Consider the following 22,044-nt stretch of genomic DNA (forward strand, 5'->3'; position numbering starts at 1 on the left):
CTAACGATTCAAGCCTTTTTCGAGTTTGACTAAAGAGAAAATTATCAATGATAGTAGATGTCCATTTTTTGGAACGTAACAGATTACTAATGCGTTTTGTCCCAGCGGGAGCATGTGAAAAACCGCAAATATAGCCACCTAACTCACTAAGCAATAAGCCCATAGAGTTGTGTCGATGCAACTATTAAATCGTAAAAAGTACGAACTAAACGCTTATCCAGAACAGAATCTAACGATAACTGGACGTCAGCAAGATAAAGATCAAGTTTATGAAGAAGTAAATGAGAGAGTCTTGACTTACTCGATTTTATGTCATTATTTTGTAGAAATGCTTTATGCATAGAAACCTCCTGTTTGTTTGTGTTTGTCGTGATTCACAAAGTAAACAAGGAGGTTTCGTTTTTAAAAGTCTTCACGAAAAATTCGGGATGACTCATGTTTTCGGTCAACAACAGAAACATTTTGCCTAATGCCTACCGCTAAAAGCCTAAAGCTCCTTTAGTACTTCAAATGCTGTATTTTCAATAAATCTAGGATTATTACTTTTCCCGAAGTTATTTCAATTAACCCTTCCTGTTTAAAATCTGAAAGTGTTCTTATCAGCGACTCGGTAGCTGTACCTGCAATTGATGCCAAATCCTCTCTCGAGAGCTGTACCACAATATCGCTTGTCTGATCTGGATGAATATGCTTGGCATAAAACACTAGGGACTCTGCTACCCTTTTTCTCAAAGAATTATAGGCCAATCCCAACAGATACTTTTCTTGTTGAATAATTTCTTGCGCCATCCATTGAATCAGCCCATTAGCCATGGCGCGGTTTTGATGGATAGCTTGTAAAAACAAATCCTTAGGCACATAGAGTAATTCCGTTTCCTCCAACGCTACTGCTGTTTCGGCGTATGAACTAGCACTTAATAAGGCCTGAATGCCCACAAAATCTCCTACTTTATAGAGACCAGTTACGAGTTCTTTACCTTCATTATTTTGTAAAATCACCTTGATTTTTCCTGACTGAACATAATATAAGCGAGTAGCGTCATCGCCTTCAGCATAGATTACCGATTTCTTTTTGTAATGATGCGGGCGTTTATCTTCGAGCAATTGTTGTAAACCTTCGGTAAGATAGGCATAGTTAAAATTGTTGCTCATATGCACCTCCTCTACTGGAACAAGCGGTGCTACACCTTGCTGCTGATGCTCTACTTTGCTTAAACGAGTCTCTATGGCTGAAATCAATTCTACCTCATCGAAGGGCTTAGTCAAATAATCATCAGCGCCTAATTCCATGCCTTTCCTGAAGTCTCCTCTTTCTGACTTTGCCGTCAACAAAATCACAGGAATACTATTTAAAGTAGGGTTTTTATGTAGAACCTTCAGCACACCATAGCCGTCCAATACTGGCATCATCAAATCACAAATCACCAAATCGGGTTGACATTGTAAGGCTTTCTCAACTCCAATTTTTCCATTTTCGGCGGTGTAAACCTCATAGTTAGACAATTCAAGAATTTCGGCGGTATTTCTCCGTAACTGGTCATCGTCTTCTATGAGCAATATTTTTTGCATGTTCTTGGGGATTTTTTACTCATTATCAACTTACAGACTTTCTTTTATTTCTTGCATAATCTTAGAAAGATAGAAATTCAAAGGTCTGTCTATAGAATTCTCATCCAATTTGCTCATACTCAAGGATTCTTCCAAAAGTGCAGTGAGCGTTTTCACATTTTCTAAAATCGACTGGATATGTTCTTCTTGTTTTTGCACATTCCCAATCTTATTGTATTTACTCAAAAGATTTGCCGATGACGATATTATGCCTAGCGGAGTTCTAAATTCATGAGAAGCAAAAGTAATAAATTGAGACTTTAGCTCATTAAGTCGATGCTCACGATGCAAGGCCTCAGATAACTCATATTGCGAACGCTCCAACTTGGTAAGAGTTTCGAGCAAGGCAGCAGTGCGGTACGAAATCACTTGATCAATCTGGTTTTTAAAATATTCACGACCTTTGATTCCGTTCTCTTTTTCAAATTGTAAAAGTTTCTCCAAATTAATGATACGAGTAATGAGATACGTTTGAGAATTATATTGAAAAGTATCAATGTTAATGATAGCCCAAAATGTGGTACCATCATGAACTTTACATTGTACTTCCTCCGACCATTGTTCGCCTTCTTCTAAGCTTTTTCTCAGTTTCGCATTTTGCTCACTTGTAATGGGGGTTTCTCGTACTTCAATACCATATTTTTCTGTAAACTCTTTCTCATCTCGAACTTTAAATAACTCTAAACCAGACTGGTTAACCAGCACAACTTCGTCGGTTTCATAGTTATAGATACTCACAAAAACATTTAAGTGAGTAAGCAAAGCTTCGAGTATTGCATCTTTGAGTGTTGGGTTAAGCATGAATTTAGGACTGGATATTAATTTATATGTGAATCGTTTTGGTCTTCTTCTATGATTTATACTCAGGGTATTTTAGGGCGTCTTTCCGCTAAAATCCAGCCTGATAACACAACACAATTTGACTAATATACAAAGAGATTTCTACAAAATTCAGATTCTCATCTATGATAAATCCTGACGACTATCATAATTAAACCTTGAATCTGGTCAAGGTTTTAGAAGCTCCCAAATGCGAACTTTGTGACATCAAGTGGTAGATTTACTTCATACTTGTAGGTTTAGAGGTTAAAAAAGAAAGCAGTCTTGATGTTCAGGACTGCTTTTTTGTGTTAAATTTGGTCAAAAATAATCCCATTTAATCCCGCTTGTATTTTGAAAGAGTTAATTGGGTTTTTCGGAGAAAAACTCTCCGTTGAACATTCCTCTGACTACATTTCTTTTATTGAAGAATTCTATAACAATGCGCCCAATGCCTATCACTCATTGGACGCTGATGGCTACTTCTTGAAAGTGAATGATACCGAGCTTAAAATGCTGGGATATACCCGCGAAGAGCTTATTGGGAAAAAACGCTTCTTCGATCTCCAAATCACCCTTCTCACAGAAAACGCTGAGGAATTTTATCGCCAATTCAAGCAAACAGGTTCTACTCGAAATCTTGAACTAGAACTGGTTTCCAAAACAGGTAATCATATACAAGTGCTGCTCAACGCCAATGCTATTTATGACAAAGACGGCAAATTCATAGCCAGTAATTCGGTGATTGTAGATATTACTCATAAAAAAGCCTTAGAAAAGGAGTTGATGGAGAAAAACCAAGAACTTAATCATCTCAACGAACAGCTTTTTCACACAAATCAAGAAAAAAATCGCTTTATAGGCATTGCTTCACACGACTTACAAAATCCCATTACCAACATTAAACTTATTGCTGGAAAATTCAGAAAAACGGCTCAAAATCTGACTGATAGCCAAAAGCGATGGATTGATGAGTTGGTGAGTACTTCTGAGAGAATGTCTTCGCTTATCAAAAATATGTTAAGCGTCAATCGACTCGAACGTGAGTCTATCTCACCTGAAATAGATTTCCATAACATTGTCCAAATACTAACAACCTCTCTAAATAGATTTGAGGAAATTGCTAATAGAAAAGGAATAAGTCTACATTTTGAAAGCCAAGTTCCCATATTCATGGCTCAGACAGATCAGGAATATCTTACCGAAATCATCGATAATTTGGTCTCAAATGCCATCAAGTTTTCGTATGCCGATTCCTCTGTCTCTGTAAAATTGGAGTGTACAAGTAGCTATTTCGAGATTGCGGTACAAGACCAAGGACAAGGGATTTTACCTGAAGAAATGAATTTATTGTTTGGTCGTTTTCAAAAATTGAGTGCCAAGCCTACCTCCAACGAATCATCTACTGGCTTGGGACTTTCTATCGTAAAAGAATTAGCAGAACAACTGGGCGGAACAGTAAGCTGCGACAGCCAAATCGGAAAAGGTACTTGTTTTACCGTAAAGTTTAAGAGTTAATCATAGATGTATGAACTAAAAAGAGACGCATTTTCATACGTCTCTATATTTGCTGATAGCCGAAAGCTCAAAGCTACAAGCCTATTAGCATTCAGTCGCACTCAATGCCAAGCCAGCTTCGGAAGTTTCTTTATATTTTTTGGACATATCTTTACCTGTTGCCTTCATTACTTTAATCACACTATCGAGTGAGATTTTTTGTAAAGAACTATCCCCTGCCGTTGCCAGTAAAAATGCATTATAGGCTTTTACAGCTCCCATGGCATTGCGCTCGATACACGGAATCTGTACATAGCCCCCAATAGGGTCGCAGGTCATACCCAAATGGTGTTCAATCGCAATTTCGGCTGCCGACTCCATCGCATGAATACTTTTGGTAGCACAATACGTCAGCATAGCCGCTGCCATAGCCGAAGCCGAACCAATTTCGCCCATACAGCCCATTTCAGCACCCGAAATACTTGCATTATGTTTTACTAAAAAACCAACAGCCGCAGCCGCCAACATTCCTTCACGCATCTCGTTAGGAGAATAATGGAAATGATTTTTTAGTAAATAGGTTATGCCAGGGATTACTCCCGATGCCCCTGAAGTTGGCGCGGTCACAACAATATTTCCTGCTGCATTTTCTTCGGAAGCTGCCAAGCAGTAAGCATTTAAAAATATCAAAAAACTATCACTTGTAAGTGCCAATTTTTTGGCCTTTTCGTAAAGTAACGGCGCTTTTCTACGTAGTTTGATTGTCCCAGGCAACATGCGTTTATCTTTTAAACCACGCTTTACGGCCTTGTGCATAAAATCCAAAATCGCATCTAGCTTTTTATCTATCTCTTTACGCGTCGCCCCCGTCAAAGCAATCTCGTTGGCATACATCAGCTCTGAGAGTGTCAAATTATGACTTTGCAAGAGCGATTTCAACTCCTTCATATTAGTATAAGGATATTGAGGCGTTGCGGTGCTGGCCGAAACTTTTTGACCTTTGCGATAGATAAAGCCTCCTCCTACCGAGTAATACTCATGTTGTAAAACAACTATATCGTCCTGTATAAGCTTCAGTACCATTGTATTGGCATAAGGAGAATCATATTTTACTTTTTCAAATACAATACTCTCAGCCGAAATAGGAATCTCTATTTCATGAACTTTTACAGGATATTGCTCTGTTATGTCTTTAAGAAGATTGGAAAATAAAACAGGATCACAAGCTTCGGGAGTCCAGCCCAAAAGACCCGCAATAACAGCACGGTCGGTGCCATGTCCCTTACCTGTAGCACTTAGCGAACCATACAAATGAATTCGTATTTGCATTGAAGCGTTTACTTGTGAAGCAGAAAGAGCATTTAGCTCCTTTAAAAAATCATAGGAAGCCTTCATTGGCCCGATAGTATGTGAGCTTGAAGGACCAGGCCCAATTTTGAATAAGTCAAAAATGGAAGTGGTTATCGGATTTTTTATCATAGTTGTTGTTGAAGAAGTTGATTCCTTAAAATCCTTTGGCATTACCAGAGATAAAAAGGATGACGAAATTAGAGATTTTTTATAAAATCCGAGCAAAGATATTCGCTTATATTTTAGGTAGTTTGTTGGTGATGAGTAAGCTGTCTTACCTAAAACCTACAATGGTCTACCAAAACACTAGATAAACTATTTTTTTATTTCAAAACATGAATAAACTATCATATATTTGTATACTAAAGTTCTGATTACTAGAATTTATTTGTATTCGAAACTATTAGAATCATCCCTTTCAAATATTAAAATACTTTTTGCTATGGCAGCTGTAGCCTACAAAATCAACAAAGAAAAACTCGAAAAAGCCGCTTTTATTCTCAAAACGGTAGCACACCCTACGAGGTTAGCTATCGTAGATTTGTTATCGATGCAAGAGCGTCTTTCGGTAAATGAAATATGTACAATTCTAGAATGTGAACAGTCATTACTTTCGCATCACCTTATCAATATGAAATTAAAAGGAATCTTACGCTCAGAAAAGGATGGACTCAATGTATTCTATTCTTTAAAAGAACGTGATGTCACCAAGTTAATTGAATGTATTGAGAATTGTAATTGTAATTTTTAGGGCTGGAAAATTATCAACCTAGGAACAGATTTAGCCAGAAAACATAAGATTTTACTTATCTCTTTTCTGGCTTTTTTGAGAAAGTATACATGAAAAAACATTCATATAATCATTTAGTTATAACTTACCAAAAATATGAATAAAGACTATTGGAACGAGCGTTATGCGCAAGGGCAAACAGGCTGGGATTTGGGAAAAGCTTCTCCTCCTCTTGAAAATTATATAAGGCAGTTAGACAACAAAGATCTTAAAATTCTTTTGCCTGGTTGTGGAAATGGATACGAAGCATTACTAATGGCAGAATTGGGTTTTACCAATCTGACCGTTTTGGATATAGCTCCTTTAGCGGTAGAAAAGCTCCAGCACAAACTACAGAGTTATCCATCGGTTAGGATTCTTTGTGAAGATTTTTTTGAACATGTAGATAGCTATGACCTAATTTTGGAGCAGACCTTCTTTTGTGCTTTGCCCCCATCGATGCGAAAACAATATGCACAAAAAATGGCTGAACTTTTAGCTCCACAAGGTAAATTGGTAGGATTATTATTTGCCTCAGAATTTGACAAGGCAGGTCCACCATTTGGTGGAACAACAGAGGAGTATTTGCAACTATTTAATCCTTATTTTAAAAGTGAAATTTTAGAACCATGCCATAATTCAATTCGCCCACGACAAGGCAATGAGTTATTTATCAAATGGGTAAAAAAGGATTTGTAAGTATTAATTTGCATTAGGCTGTAAGCTATAGGCATTAGGCAAAAAGCTTAAATTATTTCATGAAAAATTCTTTTCAACTTTTAGCCTACAGCATAAAGTCTAGCGTCTAATGCTGGTAAAATAAGATTGTTTTATTATCTAGTTTGAGACTTAGGCTTGGACGAGTGAGTAAAACGACCTTCTATTAACTAATAACAGCTTTCTATTAACCAACAACGGCCTAAAGCCAATAGCTAATTCATTCCATGAACAGTTCATTTGAAAATATCATCAACTCAGACAAGCCTGTTTTGGTTGATTTTTTTGCCACTTGGTGCGGACCATGTAAAACAATGACACCTATTTTGGAAGACCTTAAGAAACGATTGGGCGAGGATATCAAAATCATTAAAATAGACGTGGACAAAGCTCAATCTTTGGCACAAGAGCTTCGTATTAGTGGTGTCCCAACCTTAATTCTGTACAAAAATGGACAGCAAGTTTGGCGACAGTCGGGTGTAGTTCCTGTACACCAGCTGGAATATACGGTTAAGCAATTTGCTTAACTTTCTTGAAAAGGATATCCTTTAGGCATTAGGTTAAATAGATTCAAGCATAACCTTTAGCTGATGGCATAAAGCCTAATACCTATTGCGGACAAAATTAACTTATCTTTCATATTAACGAATCATCTGAATAACTCTATGAACAACGATAGCAAAATCGGGGCAATGGTCAAAGGCAAATGTCCACAATGCCATAAAGGTAAATTATTTACACACCCATGGTGGAATATATTCAAATTTGATAAAATGCACGAACATTGCTCAGAGTGCGGACTGCGTTATGAGCGTGAGCCGGGGTTTTTCTATGGTGCCATGTATGTAAGTTATGCGTTTACAGTTGGGATTATGCTCGTAGGTGGCTTTGTGATTTATAACTTCTTTGGTGATCCTGAACCACTTGGGTATATTATTCCTATTGTTCTAATTTCGTTGCTATTTGTTCCTTTCAACTTCCGTATTTCCAGAGTATTATTTTTATATCTTTTCTCAGGGATCAGTTATAAAAGTCAAAAAAAAGATGAGTAAACTCTCATAATCAATTACTTTTGTATCAGGAGTCTACTAAATTAGTAGACTCCTGATACAAATAGTATTTCTTTCCAAGATTGATTAAATGAGATTAAAATTTATCCTATGTACCTTCTGGGTATGTGCATCTTACCATGCCCAAGCTCAGAACTATAACCACTTTGCCGTTTGGACACGTCTGGCTTTACAGAAAAATATTTATAAAAATTTTGAAGTAAACGTCGAATATCATTTCAGAAGACAAAACGATTATAGAGATACCCCCGCAAATCCTTTTGCATTGCCCTTATTAGAGGCATATCGACTAGGAATTGTACACCGAGGGCAAAATATAACTGTCTCTTTGTTTAATTCCTTCTTTCATTCTTATCCACTATATGCAAAAACTTCTGACTTCAATAGAAAAGATCGTTGGGAATTTCGCCCCTTTTTGATGACAGAATGGATTCACTCACTTAGTCCTAAATGGTTAGTTAGACTTCGTGGTGGGTATGAATATCGTCTTTTCAAAAACGATGACAATGAATGGAATGAGTCTCAAGGACGTGCTCGCCTGCGAGGCCAGATACGTTATATTTTTAATCCCAAGAATAACCTATTCCTAAGCGAGGAGCTTTTACAAAACGTTCCACCCAATGTCCCTGCCAATTCTTTTAGCCAAAATCAGCTGTACTTGGGATATTCACATAATTTTTCCCCTCACTTTACTCTAGAAACAGGCTATATGTGGAATCATCGACAACGCAGTTCGCTGATTGAGTTTGATGAAGAACACAGTATTCAAACACATTTTATTGTGAGGTTGTAAAGTGTTCTGTCTTTGAGTGAGCATGACGATTTTATGATATTAGCTTATTTTATTTGTGTTTTCAATAAAATGCTATTTTCATGAAATCGAAAAAACTAAATCTATTCTTAAAACTTTTCTGTGGAGGGTATATATGCCTGTTTTCTTTTACACAAAATACTTTTTCTCAAGAACTATACCCTGTAAAGCTTTCTCCTAAAACATGGCATAACCAAGAATTAGAATTGCGTTATCACCCTGAGGGTAAAGACTTTGTGATTACCAATGGGAAGCGCTTGTTTACGCGTGCGCTCTATGGCACCAATACAGCATTTCGTGTCGAAACAGGCGACCGTCCTGAATTTGCCTTGTATATGCCCGGTATGGGTGGCAACTTCAAGCTAGGTATTTCGGTCAACCAACAATGTAAATGGCTAACGCAAGCCGACAGTATCATTGCTCGCTATCGAGCTGGCGCAAGGCTCTATACTATCAAAGATGCTCTATTGGGAAATGGCACTCTCGAAATTGAGATATTAGCTTTAGCTGATGGGGAAGGTTTTATTTTAAAAACTCAAGGCAAGAATCTCCCGAAATCAACAGAGTTATATTGGGCATTTGGGGGAGCAACAGGCAAAAAATTTTCCAGAGATGGAGATATGGGTCCCGACCCAGAATCAAACTTTTATCTACACGCTAACAATTGTAAAGACAACCAATATGTAATTCCTGAAAAAGGGAAATTCATCCTCAAATATGGCACTGGCTTGCCAGCTACAGGCGATGGGCGATATTTTGCAGAAGATGCCAAACAGCCTGTCAAACCAAGCAAAGAACAAATTCTACAAGGCACTTTCCCTAGCGAATCAGCACTCAAAATTGCAGATGCTCGAGCCTTGGCTTCTCCCCTATCTTTATATCAATCACAAGCTGAAAAAGCTCCTGTCATTTGTGGAAAACTGGCTGTAGAAGACCAATTCGACTATTTCTTTACAATTTATAATCCCGCTACCAAAGCCGACATTCAGTACGAAAAGCTACCTCGTATTTTTCAAGAAGCCGAAAAGACCCGTGAAACCTTAGCCAATCGTATCCAAATCAATACTCCTGACCCGTTCATCAATACGATTGGAGGTACTTTAGCCATTGCCTCCGATGCCATTTGGGATTCGCCCACCTATATGCACGGTTCAATTGGCTGGCGTATGCGTTTGCCAGGTTGGCGTGGTCCGTACACTGCCGATGTGCTGGGTTGGCACAATAGAGCCAAAACGCATCTTGAAGCCTATGCTTTATCACAATTTACTACCCCACTTTATGGTCCTATCAAACCCGATAGCACCATGCATTTTGCCCGAAGTACCGAAAAATCAGGCGTAGGAATGTTTAGCAATGGTTACATCAATCGTGACCCGAATGGCGCTAATCTACGACCACACCATTATGACATGAATTTGGTATATATCGACCAGTTAGTACGCCATTTTGCTTGGACAAAAGATACTACTTTCATGCGCCAAACATGGTCGGTTATCAAAAGGCATTTGGACTGGGAAGTAAGAAATTTTGACATCGACAAAAACCATCTATTTGATGCCTATGCCGCTATTTGGGCAAGTGACGCCCTTCAGTATAGCGGTGGTGATGTAACGCATACTTCGGCTTATAATTATTTGGGTTTTAAAAAAGCCGCACAAATAGCCAAATTGATGGGCGACAATCCCAATCCTTATCTGGAAAAAGCTGAAAAGATTTTGAAAGCAATGAATCAAATTTTATGGATGCCACAAAAAGGAACTTTTGCCGAGTTTAAAGATGCCCTAGGGAATAAGCTACTTCATCCTTCAGCAGGTATTTGGACGATTTATCATAGTATCGACTCAGAAGTACCTGACAAGTTTCAAGCTTATCAAATGCTCAGGTATGTAGACAATGAAATTCCACATATTCCAATTAGAGCAAAAGGGTTAGAAGACAAAGGTTACTATACACTCTCTACCACCAATTGGATGCCCTATATGTGGTCATTGAACAATGTGGCTTTGGCAGAATCAATGCACCTAATTTTGGCAAATTGGCAAGCTGGTCGCACAGACGAAGCTTTTAAGCTCTTCAAAAGTGAGGTATTACAATCCATGTATTTAGGAGGAAGTCCTGGCAATATTGTGCAGATTTCGTACTTTGATGCTGCACGAGGCGAGGCTTATCGAGACTTTGCTGATCCTGTTGGTATGTTCTCTCGAGCTTTGGTTGAGGGTTTATTTGGTATCGTTCCAGATGCACTCAACAACACCTTATTGATTCACCCTGGCTTGCCTGCCACTTGGGATTTTGCTTCTTTCAAAACACCTGATATTAGTTTTGATTTTAAAAGAAAACAAAAAACGGATACTTATATTATTGCTCCTACTCTTCCCACAAAAGTAGGTCTCAAATTTCAGGTATTGGCGCAAGGACAAGTAGAGCAAGTATTGGCAAATGGTAAAAGTGTTTCTTGGACAAACGTCATTGAGGCTGTGGGTAAACCTATGATTGAAATATCACTTCCTAATTTGCCAACATATGAAATCATCATCGTATGGAAGGGAGAAAAACCTATTTTACCAACACAAGAAAATGTATATGTTAATCATTCTGAAATCATTAGAACGTTTACAAATGCCAAAGTAGTAAAGATTTTTGATGCTCAAAAAGTATTAAGAAATATTCAAGTAGCTAAAAGTCAATTCACAGCCCAAATACAAGCTCCTGAGGGAAATTATACGGTTTTTGCTCAACTCCAGCAAGGCCGTTTATCATGGTGGATGCCCATATGTTTTAAGGTAAAACCAGCTATTGAGTTAGTAAGTACGCATGAAAAAGAAGAAAATATTACCAAGTTTTGTCTTCAAAATAACACCTCAAATCCTCTATTGGCACAGGTGTTTATCAATCATTTTAAAGCTCATTTAAAAATAGAAGCAGGTAAGTTATCAGATACCATTGTTATTTCTGAAAACGATTTACTATGTGGAACCAACCAAGTGCGTATTGTTTTTGGAAAAAATCAAACACTTGAAACTACTTTAGTCAATTGGAAAGGCAAACTACAGCTTCGTCAGGAAACAGTAGATATTTCTCCCTTTTTTAATGATAAAGTCACTCAAATTTTTCAAAATAAATACCTTTCGCCGCGCCCACAAGCTACGACTTTGCAATTACCTTGGCAAGGTATTGGTGACTGGCCACATCCACACGAAAGCTTTGAGGTAAAAGATGAAGGATTGAGAAAACTGGCACAAACTAATGACCAATTCGAGTTGTCTCAGGGGATTCGTTTTAAAACACCTTCTGACCCAAAGGCCCACAATATTGTTTTTACCTCACAATGGGATAATTATCCTAACGAAAAAGTGATTCCATTATCTGGAAGTGCCTCACATGCTTGGTTTTTGATGGCAGGCTCGACTAATCCTATGCAAAGTCAGCTAGACAATGGCATTATAACAGTCCAATACACTGATGGCACAGAAGAGCTGTTAGCCTTGCGTAATCCTGAAACGTGGTGGCCTATCGATCAAGATTATTTCACAGATGATTTTGCCTTTAAACTCAAGCAAGCACGTCCAATTAGAATACACCTTGCAACAGGAAAAATAGTAGACGGACAAGAATCTAAGATGTTTTGGAATGGAAAAAAAATAGAAGGTGGCGCAGCAACAATATTAGATATGCCTCTCAATCCGAAGAAAATACTCAAGAGCGTCACACTCAAAACCCTTACAAACGATGTAGTAATAGGATTGATGAGCATCACACTGGGACATTAGTGAGTGTTGAATTTGGAGTGCGGAGTGAGGAATTGAGAAAATGAAGAATGCAGAGTTTGGAGTGCATAGTTGTACTTAAGTTAGTACGCAAAATAAAGTTTAAGATTGTGCTTTAAGCTTTCAGGTATCGGCTTTCGGCGGTGGGCTATGGGAAAATGCATGTCCGTGGTCGTTAAAAACATTTTAACACTCTTTGCCTTGTGCCCGTTGCCTTGTCCCTAAAACACAAAATTTAAAGTTTATGGGCAAAATAAAATTCAACTATTTGGCTTTCGACTTTCAGCAATGAGCTTTCAGCAAAAATATTCCCAATGAATTCAAACAAGATTTTGGCTTAACGCCTAAAGCTTACAGCCCATAGCGTATTAACTCTATCATCTCTAAGCAGCAGCCCCCTATACCCGAAAGCCCATATCCGACACCTGATAGCCCCAAGCTAAAAAAGGCTCTGCCAACATACGTCAGCAGAGCCTTTTAATATACTCAATCAGAGATGATTATTTCTTCTTCTCTAATTTTTTCTTAGCTTCTTCACGAGCTGAGTCTTCCATTTGAGCTTTCAAAGCAGTTAAAGCGTCTAAGTCACCCAAAGTTGATTTCTCAACAGAGCTAGTAACTTTTTCTACATCCTTAGCAGTCTTTTTCTTCTCTTCTTGAACAGCCTCTTCTTTCGCGTCGTTGAAAATTCTTGTGTGAGAAAGAGCGATTTTACGATCTTCTTTGTTGAATTCGATTACTTTGAAGTCAAGTTGTTCACCAGCTTCAGCAACAGAACCATCTTCTTTCACCAATTGTTTCAACTGTACAGAACCTTCGATACCGTAAGGCAATTCCAAAGTAGCTCCTTTGTCATTTTTCGCAACGATAGTTGCTTTGTGAACAGAACCTACAGTGAAGATTGATTCAAAAGTATCCCAAGGGTTTTCTTCCAATTGTTTGTGACCTAAAGCCAAACGACGGTTGTCTGCGTCAAGCTCCAATACCACAACGTCTAATTTCTCACCAACTTTGATGAACTCAGAAGGGTGTTTGATTTTCTTAGTCCAAGACAAGTCAGATACGTGAACCAAACCATCGATACCTTCTTCCAATTCAAGGAACAAACCGAAGTTTGTCAAGTTACGTACAGTACCAGTGTGCTTAGTACCTACAGCGTATTTGCTCAACAAATCTTGTTTAGTCCAAGGATCTTCAGTCAATTGTTTGATACCCAATGACATTTTACGCTCAGAGCGATCCAAAGTCAATACAACTGCTTCGATTTCGTCACCTACTTTCAAGAAGTCTTGTGGGTTACGCAAGTGTTGCGACCAAGACATTTCTGAAACGTGGATCAAACCTTCAACACCTGGCAATACTTCTAAGAAAGCACCGTAATCAGCAACGTTTACAACTTTACCTTTTACTTTAGAACCGATTTCTACTGTAGCTGCCAAAGCATCCCAAGGGTGAGCTTGCAATTGTTTCATACCCAAAGAGATACGTTTCTTGTTCTCGTCGAAGTCCAAAACAACCACTTGGATTTTCTGATCCAATTTAAGCAACTCTTGTGGATGGTTGATACGACCCCAAGAAATATCTGTGATGTGCAACAAACCGTCAACACCACCTAGGTCGATGAACACACCGAAGTTAGTCATGTTCTTGATAACACCTTCAAGAACTTGTCCTTTTCAAGGTTGTTCAAGATCAATTGACGTTGTTCTTCAAGGTCTTTCTCGATAAGAACTTTGTGAGAAACAACAACGTTATCGTTAGCATGGTTGATTTTAACAACCTTAACTTCCATTTTCTTACCAACGAAGATATCAAAGTCACGGATTGGTTTCACATCGATTTGTGAACCTGGCAAGAACGCCTCAACACCGAAGATATCAACGATAAGACCACCTTTAGTACGACGCTTAACGAAACCATCGATAACGATATCTTGCTCAAGAGCTTCTTCGATGTTTTTCCATGCAGTCATTACTTTAGCCAATTTACGAGAAAGAATCAATTGACCAGCTTTGTCTTCTTGGTTCTCAACGTAAACATCTACTACATCTCCAACTTTCAATTCAGGCATATCTCTGAATTCTGAAGTTGGAACCATACCGTCTGATTTGAAACCGATGTTCAAAATCACTTCACGGTCTGTGATACCTACTACAGTACCTTTTACTACTTCTTTCTCAGTTACAAGGTTCAATGTACCTTCAATAAGAGCTTCTAATCTTGCTCTCTCTTCGGTAGAGTAACCACCACCGATACCTTTAGTGCCGACTAAATCCCAGTCGAAATCTGCTAATTGATTAGCCATGTTTAAATAAAAGCCCTGATACATCAATGTGGCGGGCAAAACACATTGAAATTTAGTTAGTTATTCCCAATTGATTGGGGGTGCAAAGGTATAAAATTTTTCTAATATTCTGAAAATGAATGAGAAAAAAATTATAATACCTCTTCGATATCCCTTACTCTCCTATTGCTTTCCTTACTACTCTATACAATCCATATAATGAAATTCCTATCATCAATATAATAGCTACTTGTGCTACAGCTCCCTCACTTGGGTGTTCGATCAATGCCTTGATTTCTTTGGCTTGTGTACCTACCCATATCGACAAAAGTGTGCGAGGCAGCATACCGATAAAACCTGCCGTAAGAAAGTTTTTCAACTTCGCTCCCGAACAAGAAAACAATAAGTTACTCACCGCAAAAGGTAATACAGGTGAAAGTCGCGCTAGCAAAATGATTTTAAACTCCTGTTTTTGAAGATTCTGAAGAAGTTCTTTGACCCCTTTTCTCTCTTCCAAAGCATTCAACAGTCGCCCTCCATCTATTTTAGCCGCCATTACATAGCCAATCCAAGATGCTAGCCAGTAACTAACACAAACAGGTATGAGTGCTTGCCAACCCAAGAAATACCCACTCAATAGCGCCACAAAGGTCGTTGGCGTAAGCGCAAAGGCCATTGTCAAACTAGCAGCAGCATATACCATCGTCCATATAGGCAAGTCGAACTGATGGATTGTTGCTTCATGAAACATCACCCATACTGTAATCGAAGAACTTACCACCAAGGGCATCACCCCTAAAAAAAGGCGTAAACGATTGAGAATGTATTCTGTTTAAAAAATGAATTCATATGGATTGGTTTCGAATAAAATTTACTCGAAATCTGTTTAAAATTCTTCAAACTTCAAAGGAAGTAAGTCTCCAATAGATTCGGATGCTAATACTTGGTTGTTTGCTCCAAGCATCAATAAACGAATTGGTTGTTTTTGACGCACTTCATACTCAAGCATTGCTTGGCGACAAGCACCGCATGGAGGAACACCTCGAAACTCGTCTCCTTTACCGGGGCGTGCAATAACCGCAATAGATTTGATTTTTTTGTCTGGATGGTTAGCTCCTACCCAAAATATAGCTGATTGCTCGGCGCAAGAGCCTGATGGGAAAGCCGCATTTTCTTGGTTATTGGCCGTGATAATTGTATCGTCTTCTAGTAATATAGCAGCACCCACATGAAACTGTGAATAAGGCGCATAAGACTTATAAGTAGCTTTACGAGCCTCCATCAATAACAACTGTTCTTTTGCACTCAATTCAGTTTCTGAGTCATAAGATTCTAACGAAATGGTTACATTTAATTTCTGCATAGTTTATGATGATTTTAGAAATAGGGAAAGGTATAACGTGCTGTTTTTCAGAAAAGTTCTTAATGAGTATGAAATTTTTTAGCTTGTCATTTTTCTGGATTAAAACTTTTAGAAAATCATCGGTAAAATGCTCAAAAAGCGACCATTTAAAACAAGCTTATAAAAACCAAAAGCGCCGTAGATGTGACAGAAAACAAGCTTCTGTCGCACCTACGGCGCTTTTTATATATTTCGTTTCGTTTGTCGTTGCTACCAAACTGTCGATTCTTTTTATTTCGGATATTAGATTTCCAAAATCAGAAATCCCAAATCTGAAATACTTAGAAATCCTTCGTAAAGTACGAATTCATCACTCATACTTGGGTATCATCTCTAATAACGACTAACAAATAACGAATAACCTCTATCAACTAGAATGATTTTGCGATATTCACAAATTCACGAGATTTCAATGATGCACCACCGATTAGACCACCGTCGATGTCCTCACGAGCGAACAACTCAGGAGCGTTTTTCTCGTTACAGCTACCACCGTATAGGATAGAAGTATTATCAGCTACTTCTTGTCCGTATTTTGTAGCAACATGAGCGCGCAAGAATGCGTGCATTTCTTGTGCTTGCTCAGAAGATGCCGTTACACCTGTACCGATTGCCCAGATTGGTTCGTAAGCAATTACTACTTTACCGAAATCTTCTACTGACAAGTGGAAAAGGCTATCAGTCAATTGTGAAGCCACAAACTCCAAGTATCCTGGAGCATTGCGTTGCTCTAGAGATTCTCCACAACAGAAGATTGGTGTCAAACCATTTTCAAGAGAGATATTTACTTTTTCAGCCAATTGCTCATTTGTTTCGCCAAAGTACTGACGACGCTCTGAGTGACCTAAGATTACATATTCTACACCGATTGATTTCAACATTGGCGCTGAGATTTCACCTGTGTAAGCACCAGAAGCTTTTTGGTGGCAGTTTTGAGCCGAAATACCCAAATTTACTACTGGTTCAGCATATTTTGTCAAAGTACTCAAGTACAAAGACGGAGAAGCAATCACTACAGTAACATCTGTAGATACCTCATCTTTCACCATGTTTGCTACTTCAGAAGCCAAGATTAATGCTTCTTCAGCTGTTTTGTTCATTTTCCAGTTACCAGCAACGATTTTCTTTCTCATTTTTTTAAGTAAAGTCGGGGAGAGAAACAGCTTGCGCTGAATCTATTGAACCACTGTTTTTTGGTTGAAACTTAATTACCCTACAAATTTATGGATAAAATATGCTTTGCACTAAAAATTTAGGGATTTGTTTCGGTGAAGCATCACTTGGGCATCTTCTTTAAAATATGTTGACTCTTTTCCTAAAAATCAACCTTTTAGCACTTATAAAAAAAGCCTCACAAATATTGCGAGGCTAATGTTGACTTTATATAACCTAGTTTTTACGGCTAGTATCTTATCTGTCTTTTTGGTGACTTTAGCTTTCTTTTTGGCTTTTAGTTTCGAACCTAACAATTGCAATTCTGCAATCTTACGCTCATAACTTGCTACCAGTAATGCGCTTTCATATTTTTTGTTTTCTAAATCAGCACTCATTTTTTTCATCTGGTCTTCCAGCTCATCAAATTTTTGCCCCATAGCATCTGCTTGCTTTTTGATGGTGCTTACTTGATTTTCCAACTTAGCAATCTCCACATTTTTGTATTTGATTTGATCTTCTAAGTTGAGCTTGGTTTCCTTCAGTTCTTTAATTTCTTTGTGTGCTCGTTCAACACTTACATCAAGACGATCTTTGTCTTGTATGAGCGCTTGGTATTTTTGCTGGCTAACACAAGAAGACAAAAGTCCCCCTGCTAATGCAGCATAGAGTATTGGTTTAATAACTACTTTGGACATATGGGCGTTGGTTTTATGGGAATGTGGGCATTGATGAATACTCGATAATCGGTTTCTTGTAATCATCAATAAAACTCTTGCAGAAATCTAGCGTTTTAACTATTTTTTCGATGCTAGTTTTCTTAAATATAAGTAATTCTAAAAGCTTATTTCAACTTTTGTATCTTTCCTATGATAAATTTAAACAATCTAAGAAAAACATTTGTTTTGTATCCTAAAATACTATAAATTAGATAGATACTAAACAGACAAGAATATGAGAACTACTTTACTAAAAATTGTTCTTGCGCTGTTCATTGTTTTTTTTCTTATGAGCAGCAATTCGCATCCATTCATCATTCTTTCGTGACGTCGCTTGGCTTTCCTAAGTCACTTTCTCCCACTCGAACAAAGGAAAAGGTTGTGGAAGAAAAATTTGGATTTCAATTTATTAAAAATAGGAAAATTACTAAAATTCCTTTCGAGCTACAGGCAAATTTAATCATCATCCCATTAAAAATCAATAATTCAGATACCTTACACTTCATTCTCGACACTGGTGTAAGTACTATTCTTATCACTGATCCGCTCTGTTTACAAAAACAGCAGTTAAAGCCGATTCGACAAGTAAAAATTGCGGGGGCGGGGGCAGGCGAAAAACTGGAAGCCAGTATTGTTCTTAATAATACGATTCAGCTTGGTGAAGTGACAGGCTATCACCAAAATTTGGTCATTCTTCAAGAAGATATCCTCAAACTAAGTGAGTTTGTAGGTCGTCCTATTCATGGTATTATTGGCTATGAGTTATTTGATCGATTTGCTGTAACTATTGATTTCAACCTTCGGGAAATCACTTTACAAAACCCAGAGAGCTACAAATACAAGCCCTCTAAAGGCGAAAAAATTGCTATCTCTATCGAGGATAAAAAACCTTATCTCAACACACTCGAACTAATTGATAGCACCACCTCTGTTCCAATAAAGGTAGTATTGGATACAGGGGCAGGACATGCCCTTTCGCTAGATGCCACGGCTAACTCTAAAATTAAACTTCCTCACAAACTTATTAGCGCTCAGTTGGGAAGAGGTTTGAGTGGTATCATCAACGGGAAATTAGGTCGTATCCAAAAGTTGAAAATCGGAAAATATACATTACAAAACTTAGTTGCTTCCTTTCCTGATAGTAACTCCTACAAAGTAATTCCTAATGTCATGGTAAATCCTCGTCAAGGAAATATTGGTTGTGAGTTTTTGAGAAGATTCAAAGTAACCTTCAACTATCGTGACCAGTACATTGTGTTGAAGGCTTCTAATAAGTTTCTAAAAGAGCCTTTTGAACATAATATGACAGGCATGGAGTTGGCGGCAAAAGGGCAAAATTATAATGAATATCTTATCGAAAGAATTGAGGCTAATTCTCCTGCTGAAAGTGCAGGTTTGCAAGAAGGGGACAAATTATTGTTCGTGAACAACAAATCCTCACACGATATTTCTATAAGTGAATTGTATAAATTATTCCAAAAAGGGGAAGGTAAACCTCTCAATTTTGTAGTCAAAAGAGGTAATGGCTTGTTTGTAACTACTTTAACTTTAAAACGGGCAATATAAATGAGTGATGAATTGTGAATGATGAGTTATGAGCGTAATCTCATGATTACTAATGTTTTATCTCATTGGTTCATTCAACTTAATGCGGCACGATTACTGAAGTAACAATGCAAAATAAAATTGTTTTAATGAGCTTTCGGCTATCAGCTTTGGGCACTTGGCTTGATAGTGTAACGGAATTATTAGTACATTTTAATGCCTACGGTTTGCTATCTATAACGTAATAGTGCAAAATAAAACCAAATGAATTTTAATGATAAAATATTGATATTTAAAACCTTACATCCGTAATTCAGTATTCATACTTATTTGAGTGAATGAGATAGATAAAAATCACTCATTCACTCAATTTCAACTCACTCAACAGTTATTGTATTGCCATTTTCACTAAATCAGCAGTATTTTTTGCTTTAGTTTTCTTCATCATATTCGCACGGTGATTGTCGACTGTACGAATGCTCAAAAACAGCTTATCTGCAATTTCACGGCTATTATATCCTTGTACGATAAGGTCAAGAATTTGACGCTCTTTAGGCGTAATTTTCTGAAAAATAGGCTTGCTTTCAGTAGGTGCACCCCCTGAGAGATTTTTTGCCAATAATTCATCAATAATGACTTCTGATATTTCGGGTGGGAAATACTTACGTCCTTCTGAGACAACGGTCAAAGCACGTAGTAATTCGTCTTTGCCTGTATCTTTTAGCAAATATCCACTTGCGCCATTCTCGACAGAATTGATAATATACTCACGATTATTATGCATCGAAAAGATTAAAATCTTTACCGATGGATATTCCTGAGAAATAACTGCAGCAGCTTCGATACCTGTCATTTTAGGCATAGTAAGATCAAGAATGACCACGTCGGGCATCAAGATTTTTACTTTATCGATTGCTTCAGCGCCATCGGCAGCTTCGCCAATTACGAGTATACCCTCTTCGTCCTCAAGGAGCATTTTCATGCCTTTACGTACCACATCGTGATCGTCGGCCAATAATACTTTTATAGGATTCATATCGTCGTTGTCTGTTGAGTTAATGTTTTTTTCTTTGAAATAGTGGATGACTTCTTTTTATTCGATAAAGGAATGACCACCTGAATGGCGGTACCTTTTCCAATTCCTGACTGTATTTTGAATTGTCCGTTCAATAAATTACTTCGAGTTTGCATGTTTTTCAGCCCGTTTCCGCCGAGTCCTTTCTTGCTTAATCCCAGCTCGAAACCTTTGCCATTATCAATAATATGCATAAGGATTTTTTGATTGGTTTCTTCAAGATGAACACTGATCAAACTCGCTTCCGCATATTTGATGGCATTATGTAGGGCTTCTTGAGCAACACGGTAAAGGGTAGTTTCTATATTTTCAGGTAAACGTTTTTGAATATTATCATGAAAATCAATAGCCACCCCTGACATTTTGGATGTTTGCTCGGTCAAAATCCTTACCGCAGGTCCGAGTCCATAGTCACTCAGCACAGAAGGCGCCAAATTGAATGAAACAGTACGAGTAGCTTCAATTGTTTCTTGAATCAATTTTTGTAACTCCTCAAAAGACTTTTCTTGCTTGTCGTTAGTAAATGGCGTACTGCGCACTCTTTCTCCAAGCAGTCGTAAGCCAGTTAGCATCTGTCCAATCCCATCGTGTAGTTCACGAGCAAGACGCTTGCGCTCTAGCTCCTGCCCCTCCATTAAGGAGGCCGAACGTACTTTTTCTTCTGCTAGTTGTAATTTATATTTCTCCTCAGTAGCCTGAACAAGCGCCGCTTGGGTTGTTACAAGCATATCGTTGGAGTCTCGCAATTCTGTTTCTGAGTCAGTCAGTTTTTTGATAACCACTCTGATATAATTGGCTATCGGTCTGAATATTAAGAGTCCTTCAAGTACCAATACCACAAATAATAACACAAACAGGATCAACTCAATACGCTTAATAGTGTCTACTCGCTGGCTGGCTTCTTTATCGTATTGGAAAACGATTTTATCCATCATTTTCAAGAAATTACGCTCATTACTCAAAATCTGCTTGAGTGAAGCCTGAAGCGTATCTGCCTGATTCTTTACAGGGTTCTCGATTACCTGACTGATAGTCTTGGCATTGGAGAGCATAATCGTAAAAACGGGATTAATCTCTTCAAACAAACTATCAATCTTTGCACTATTACGAACCGTGTAGGTTTGTTCGGGGGTATCTAACTCCCCACCTTTCAAACCTTTGTGACACCCCTCCCATAACCGTATGATATCCTTGATATCTTGGCTGTAATGTTCGGCATCAGCAGGAAAAATATCAGGGCGACAAAGCAAAATCGACGTTTTACATAATCGCTGGCTGAGCATTCTTTGTCTCCCTGCAATGTTAATTACATGAGAATCATCTAGTAATTGGTGTAGAAACAATTGAATAACCAATTGTCCTGACATAGACAAAGCGGCAACCGTTGTAAGTGCAATCACATACAAGCGGGTCAATCGTTGAAAAACTTGGGTATCTAAAGGCCTCATAACCTGAAATA

Annotated in this window: 19 protein-coding genes and 1 pseudogene; 10 read left to right on the forward strand and 10 right to left on the reverse strand. The window is 38.1% G+C overall.

The features are described 5' to 3' along the window. The first annotated feature begins 175 nt into the window (after positions 1–175). On the forward strand, positions 176–343 hold the full coding sequence (locus BWI92_RS27420) for a hypothetical protein (protein WP_176464506.1): 168 nt from the start codon (positions 176–178) through the stop codon (positions 341–343). A 155-nt stretch (positions 344–498) separates the two neighbouring features. Here the strand turns inward: BWI92_RS27420 and BWI92_RS22005 are convergent, their stop codons facing one another. Both BWI92_RS22005 and BWI92_RS22010 read right to left on the reverse strand, forming a co-directional pair. Then, on the reverse strand, positions 499–1,569 hold the full coding sequence (locus BWI92_RS22005) for a response regulator (RefSeq protein ID WP_095166862.1): 1,071 nt from the start codon (positions 1,567–1,569) through the stop codon (positions 499–501). A 30-nt stretch (positions 1,570–1,599) separates the two neighbouring features. Continuing rightward, positions 1,600–2,409 carry a histidine kinase dimerization/phospho-acceptor domain-containing protein gene (locus tag BWI92_RS22010; protein WP_095166863.1) on the reverse strand — a complete coding sequence of 270 codons (810 nt, stop codon included), beginning with the start codon at positions 2,407–2,409 and terminating at the stop codon, positions 1,600–1,602. A 372-nt stretch (positions 2,410–2,781) separates the two neighbouring features. On the opposite strand from BWI92_RS22010, the gene BWI92_RS22015 reads away from it, so the two are divergent. Then, the gene (locus tag BWI92_RS22015) at positions 2,782–3,945 is read left to right on the forward strand and encodes a PAS domain-containing sensor histidine kinase (RefSeq protein WP_095166864.1); all 1,164 of its coding nucleotides are present in this window, start codon (positions 2,782–2,784) and stop codon (positions 3,943–3,945) included. A gap of 84 nt (positions 3,946–4,029) precedes the next feature. Here the strand turns inward: BWI92_RS22015 and BWI92_RS22020 are convergent, their stop codons facing one another. Continuing rightward, entirely contained in the window at positions 4,030–5,403 is a 1,374-nt protein-coding gene (locus tag BWI92_RS22020) for an L-serine ammonia-lyase (protein WP_095166865.1), read from the reverse strand. A gap of 313 nt (positions 5,404–5,716) precedes the next feature. On the opposite strand from BWI92_RS22020, the gene BWI92_RS22025 reads away from it, so the two are divergent. The 6 genes from BWI92_RS22025 (at position 5,717) to BWI92_RS22050 (ending at position 12,411) form a co-directional block, all read left to right on the forward strand. Then, positions 5,717–6,025 (forward strand): helix-turn-helix transcriptional regulator, encoded by a 309-nt coding sequence (locus BWI92_RS22025; protein WP_095166866.1) that lies wholly within the window; start codon positions 5,717–5,719, stop codon positions 6,023–6,025. 135 nt (positions 6,026–6,160) lie between these two features. Beyond that, the gene (locus BWI92_RS22030) at positions 6,161–6,742 is read left to right on the forward strand and encodes a methyltransferase domain-containing protein (protein WP_095166867.1); all 582 of its coding nucleotides are present in this window, start codon (positions 6,161–6,163) and stop codon (positions 6,740–6,742) included. Positions 6,743–6,987: 245 nt separating this feature from the next. Then, entirely contained in the window at positions 6,988–7,287 is a 300-nt protein-coding gene (trxA, locus tag BWI92_RS22035) for a thioredoxin (RefSeq protein WP_095166868.1), read from the forward strand. Between the two features lie 138 nt (positions 7,288–7,425). Beyond that, positions 7,426–7,812, forward strand: coding sequence for a DUF983 domain-containing protein (locus BWI92_RS22040; RefSeq protein WP_095166870.1), 387 nt, complete (start codon positions 7,426–7,428; stop codon positions 7,810–7,812). A gap of 88 nt (positions 7,813–7,900) precedes the next feature. Then, on the forward strand, positions 7,901–8,623 hold the full coding sequence (locus BWI92_RS22045; protein ID WP_095166872.1) for a DUF2490 domain-containing protein: 723 nt from the start codon (positions 7,901–7,903) through the stop codon (positions 8,621–8,623). Positions 8,624–8,703: 80 nt separating this feature from the next. Beyond that, positions 8,704–12,411, forward strand: a complete 3,708-nt coding sequence (locus BWI92_RS22050; protein WP_095166874.1) for a DUF4450 domain-containing protein — start codon at positions 8,704–8,706, stop codon at positions 12,409–12,411. A gap of 497 nt (positions 12,412–12,908) precedes the next feature. On the opposite strand, the pseudogene rpsA reads toward BWI92_RS22050, so the two are convergent. The 3 genes and pseudogenes from rpsA to BWI92_RS22065 form a co-directional block, all read right to left on the reverse strand. After that, positions 12,909–14,713 (reverse strand): annotated as a pseudogene (gene rpsA / locus BWI92_RS22055) (30S ribosomal protein S1). A 154-nt stretch (positions 14,714–14,867) separates the two neighbouring features. Then, positions 14,868–15,482: a TVP38/TMEM64 family protein gene (locus tag BWI92_RS22060; RefSeq protein WP_095166876.1), complete on the reverse strand. Its 615-nt coding sequence runs from the start codon at positions 15,480–15,482 to the stop codon at positions 14,868–14,870. A gap of 96 nt (positions 15,483–15,578) precedes the next feature. Beyond that, positions 15,579–16,055 carry a cytidine deaminase gene (locus BWI92_RS22065; RefSeq protein WP_095166879.1) on the reverse strand — a complete coding sequence of 159 codons (477 nt, stop codon included), beginning with the start codon at positions 16,053–16,055 and terminating at the stop codon, positions 15,579–15,581. A 68-nt stretch (positions 16,056–16,123) separates the two neighbouring features. On the opposite strand from BWI92_RS22065, the gene BWI92_RS22070 reads away from it, so the two are divergent. Beyond that, positions 16,124–16,441: a hypothetical protein gene (locus BWI92_RS22070; RefSeq protein WP_095166882.1), complete on the forward strand. Its 318-nt coding sequence runs from the start codon at positions 16,124–16,126 to the stop codon at positions 16,439–16,441. Positions 16,442–16,465: 24 nt separating this feature from the next. Here the strand turns inward: BWI92_RS22070 and tpiA are convergent, their stop codons facing one another. Continuing rightward, complete coding sequence (tpiA, locus tag BWI92_RS22075; protein WP_095166884.1) at positions 16,466–17,227, reverse strand: triose-phosphate isomerase; 762 nt, start codon at positions 17,225–17,227, stop codon at positions 16,466–16,468. Positions 17,228–17,431: 204 nt separating this feature from the next. Further along, positions 17,432–17,944, reverse strand: coding sequence for a hypothetical protein (locus BWI92_RS22080; protein WP_095166886.1), 513 nt, complete (start codon positions 17,942–17,944; stop codon positions 17,432–17,434). A gap of 402 nt (positions 17,945–18,346) precedes the next feature. Here BWI92_RS22080 and BWI92_RS22085 point away from each other — a divergent pair, with 402 nt between their 5' ends. Continuing rightward, positions 18,347–19,531, forward strand: a complete 1,185-nt coding sequence (locus BWI92_RS22085) for a pepsin/retropepsin-like aspartic protease family protein (RefSeq protein WP_141234882.1) — start codon at positions 18,347–18,349, stop codon at positions 19,529–19,531. Positions 19,532–19,898: 367 nt separating this feature from the next. Here the strand turns inward: BWI92_RS22085 and BWI92_RS22090 are convergent, their stop codons facing one another. Together BWI92_RS22090 and BWI92_RS22095 are read right to left on the reverse strand one after the other, a co-directional pair. Then, a complete protein-coding gene (locus BWI92_RS22090) occupies positions 19,899–20,546 on the reverse strand; it encodes a response regulator transcription factor (protein WP_095166889.1) in 648 nt (215 codons plus the stop codon). After that, positions 20,543–22,033, reverse strand: a complete 1,491-nt coding sequence (locus tag BWI92_RS22095) for a histidine kinase (RefSeq protein WP_095166891.1) — start codon at positions 22,031–22,033, stop codon at positions 20,543–20,545. Before BWI92_RS22095 ends, BWI92_RS22090 begins: the two co-directional genes overlap by 4 nt. Positions 22,034–22,044: the final 11 nt, after the last annotated feature.

The sequence above is a fragment of the Flectobacillus sp. BAB-3569 genome (assembly GCF_002270355.1).
GTDB classification, from domain to species: Bacteria; Bacteroidota; Bacteroidia; order Cytophagales; family Spirosomataceae; genus Flectobacillus; species Flectobacillus roseus.

Coding starts and splice junctions, on each gene's coding strand:
- BWI92_RS27420 (WP_176464506.1), top strand. CDS start 176: ATGCAACTATTAAATCGTAAAAAGTACGAACTAAACGCTTATCCAGAA.
- BWI92_RS22005 (WP_095166862.1), bottom strand. CDS start 1,569: ATGCAAAAAATATTGCTCATAGAAGACGATGACCAGTTACGGAGAAAT.
- BWI92_RS22010 (WP_095166863.1), bottom strand. CDS start 2,409: ATGCTTAACCCAACACTCAAAGATGCAATACTCGAAGCTTTGCTTACT.
- BWI92_RS22020 (WP_095166865.1), bottom strand. CDS start 5,403: ATGATAAAAAATCCGATAACCACTTCCATTTTTGACTTATTCAAAATT.
- BWI92_RS22025 (WP_095166866.1), top strand. CDS start 5,717: ATGGCAGCTGTAGCCTACAAAATCAACAAAGAAAAACTCGAAAAAGCC.
- BWI92_RS22030 (WP_095166867.1), top strand. CDS start 6,161: ATGAATAAAGACTATTGGAACGAGCGTTATGCGCAAGGGCAAACAGGC.
- trxA (WP_095166868.1), top strand. CDS start 6,988: ATGAACAGTTCATTTGAAAATATCATCAACTCAGACAAGCCTGTTTTG.
- BWI92_RS22040 (WP_095166870.1), top strand. CDS start 7,426: ATGAACAACGATAGCAAAATCGGGGCAATGGTCAAAGGCAAATGTCCA.
- BWI92_RS22045 (WP_095166872.1), top strand. CDS start 7,901: ATGAGATTAAAATTTATCCTATGTACCTTCTGGGTATGTGCATCTTAC.
- BWI92_RS22050 (WP_095166874.1), top strand. CDS start 8,704: ATGAAATCGAAAAAACTAAATCTATTCTTAAAACTTTTCTGTGGAGGG.
- BWI92_RS22060 (WP_095166876.1), bottom strand. CDS start 15,482: ATGCCCTTGGTGGTAAGTTCTTCGATTACAGTATGGGTGATGTTTCAT.
- BWI92_RS22065 (WP_095166879.1), bottom strand. CDS start 16,055: ATGCAGAAATTAAATGTAACCATTTCGTTAGAATCTTATGACTCAGAA.
- BWI92_RS22070 (WP_095166882.1), top strand. CDS start 16,124: ATGAAATTTTTTAGCTTGTCATTTTTCTGGATTAAAACTTTTAGAAAA.
- tpiA (WP_095166884.1), bottom strand. CDS start 17,227: ATGAGAAAGAAAATCGTTGCTGGTAACTGGAAAATGAACAAAACAGCT.
- BWI92_RS22080 (WP_095166886.1), bottom strand. CDS start 17,944: ATGTCCAAAGTAGTTATTAAACCAATACTCTATGCTGCATTAGCAGGG.
- BWI92_RS22090 (WP_095166889.1), bottom strand. CDS start 20,546: ATGAATCCTATAAAAGTATTATTGGCCGACGATCACGATGTGGTACGT.
- BWI92_RS22095 (WP_095166891.1), bottom strand. CDS start 22,033: ATGAGGCCTTTAGATACCCAAGTTTTTCAACGATTGACCCGCTTGTAT.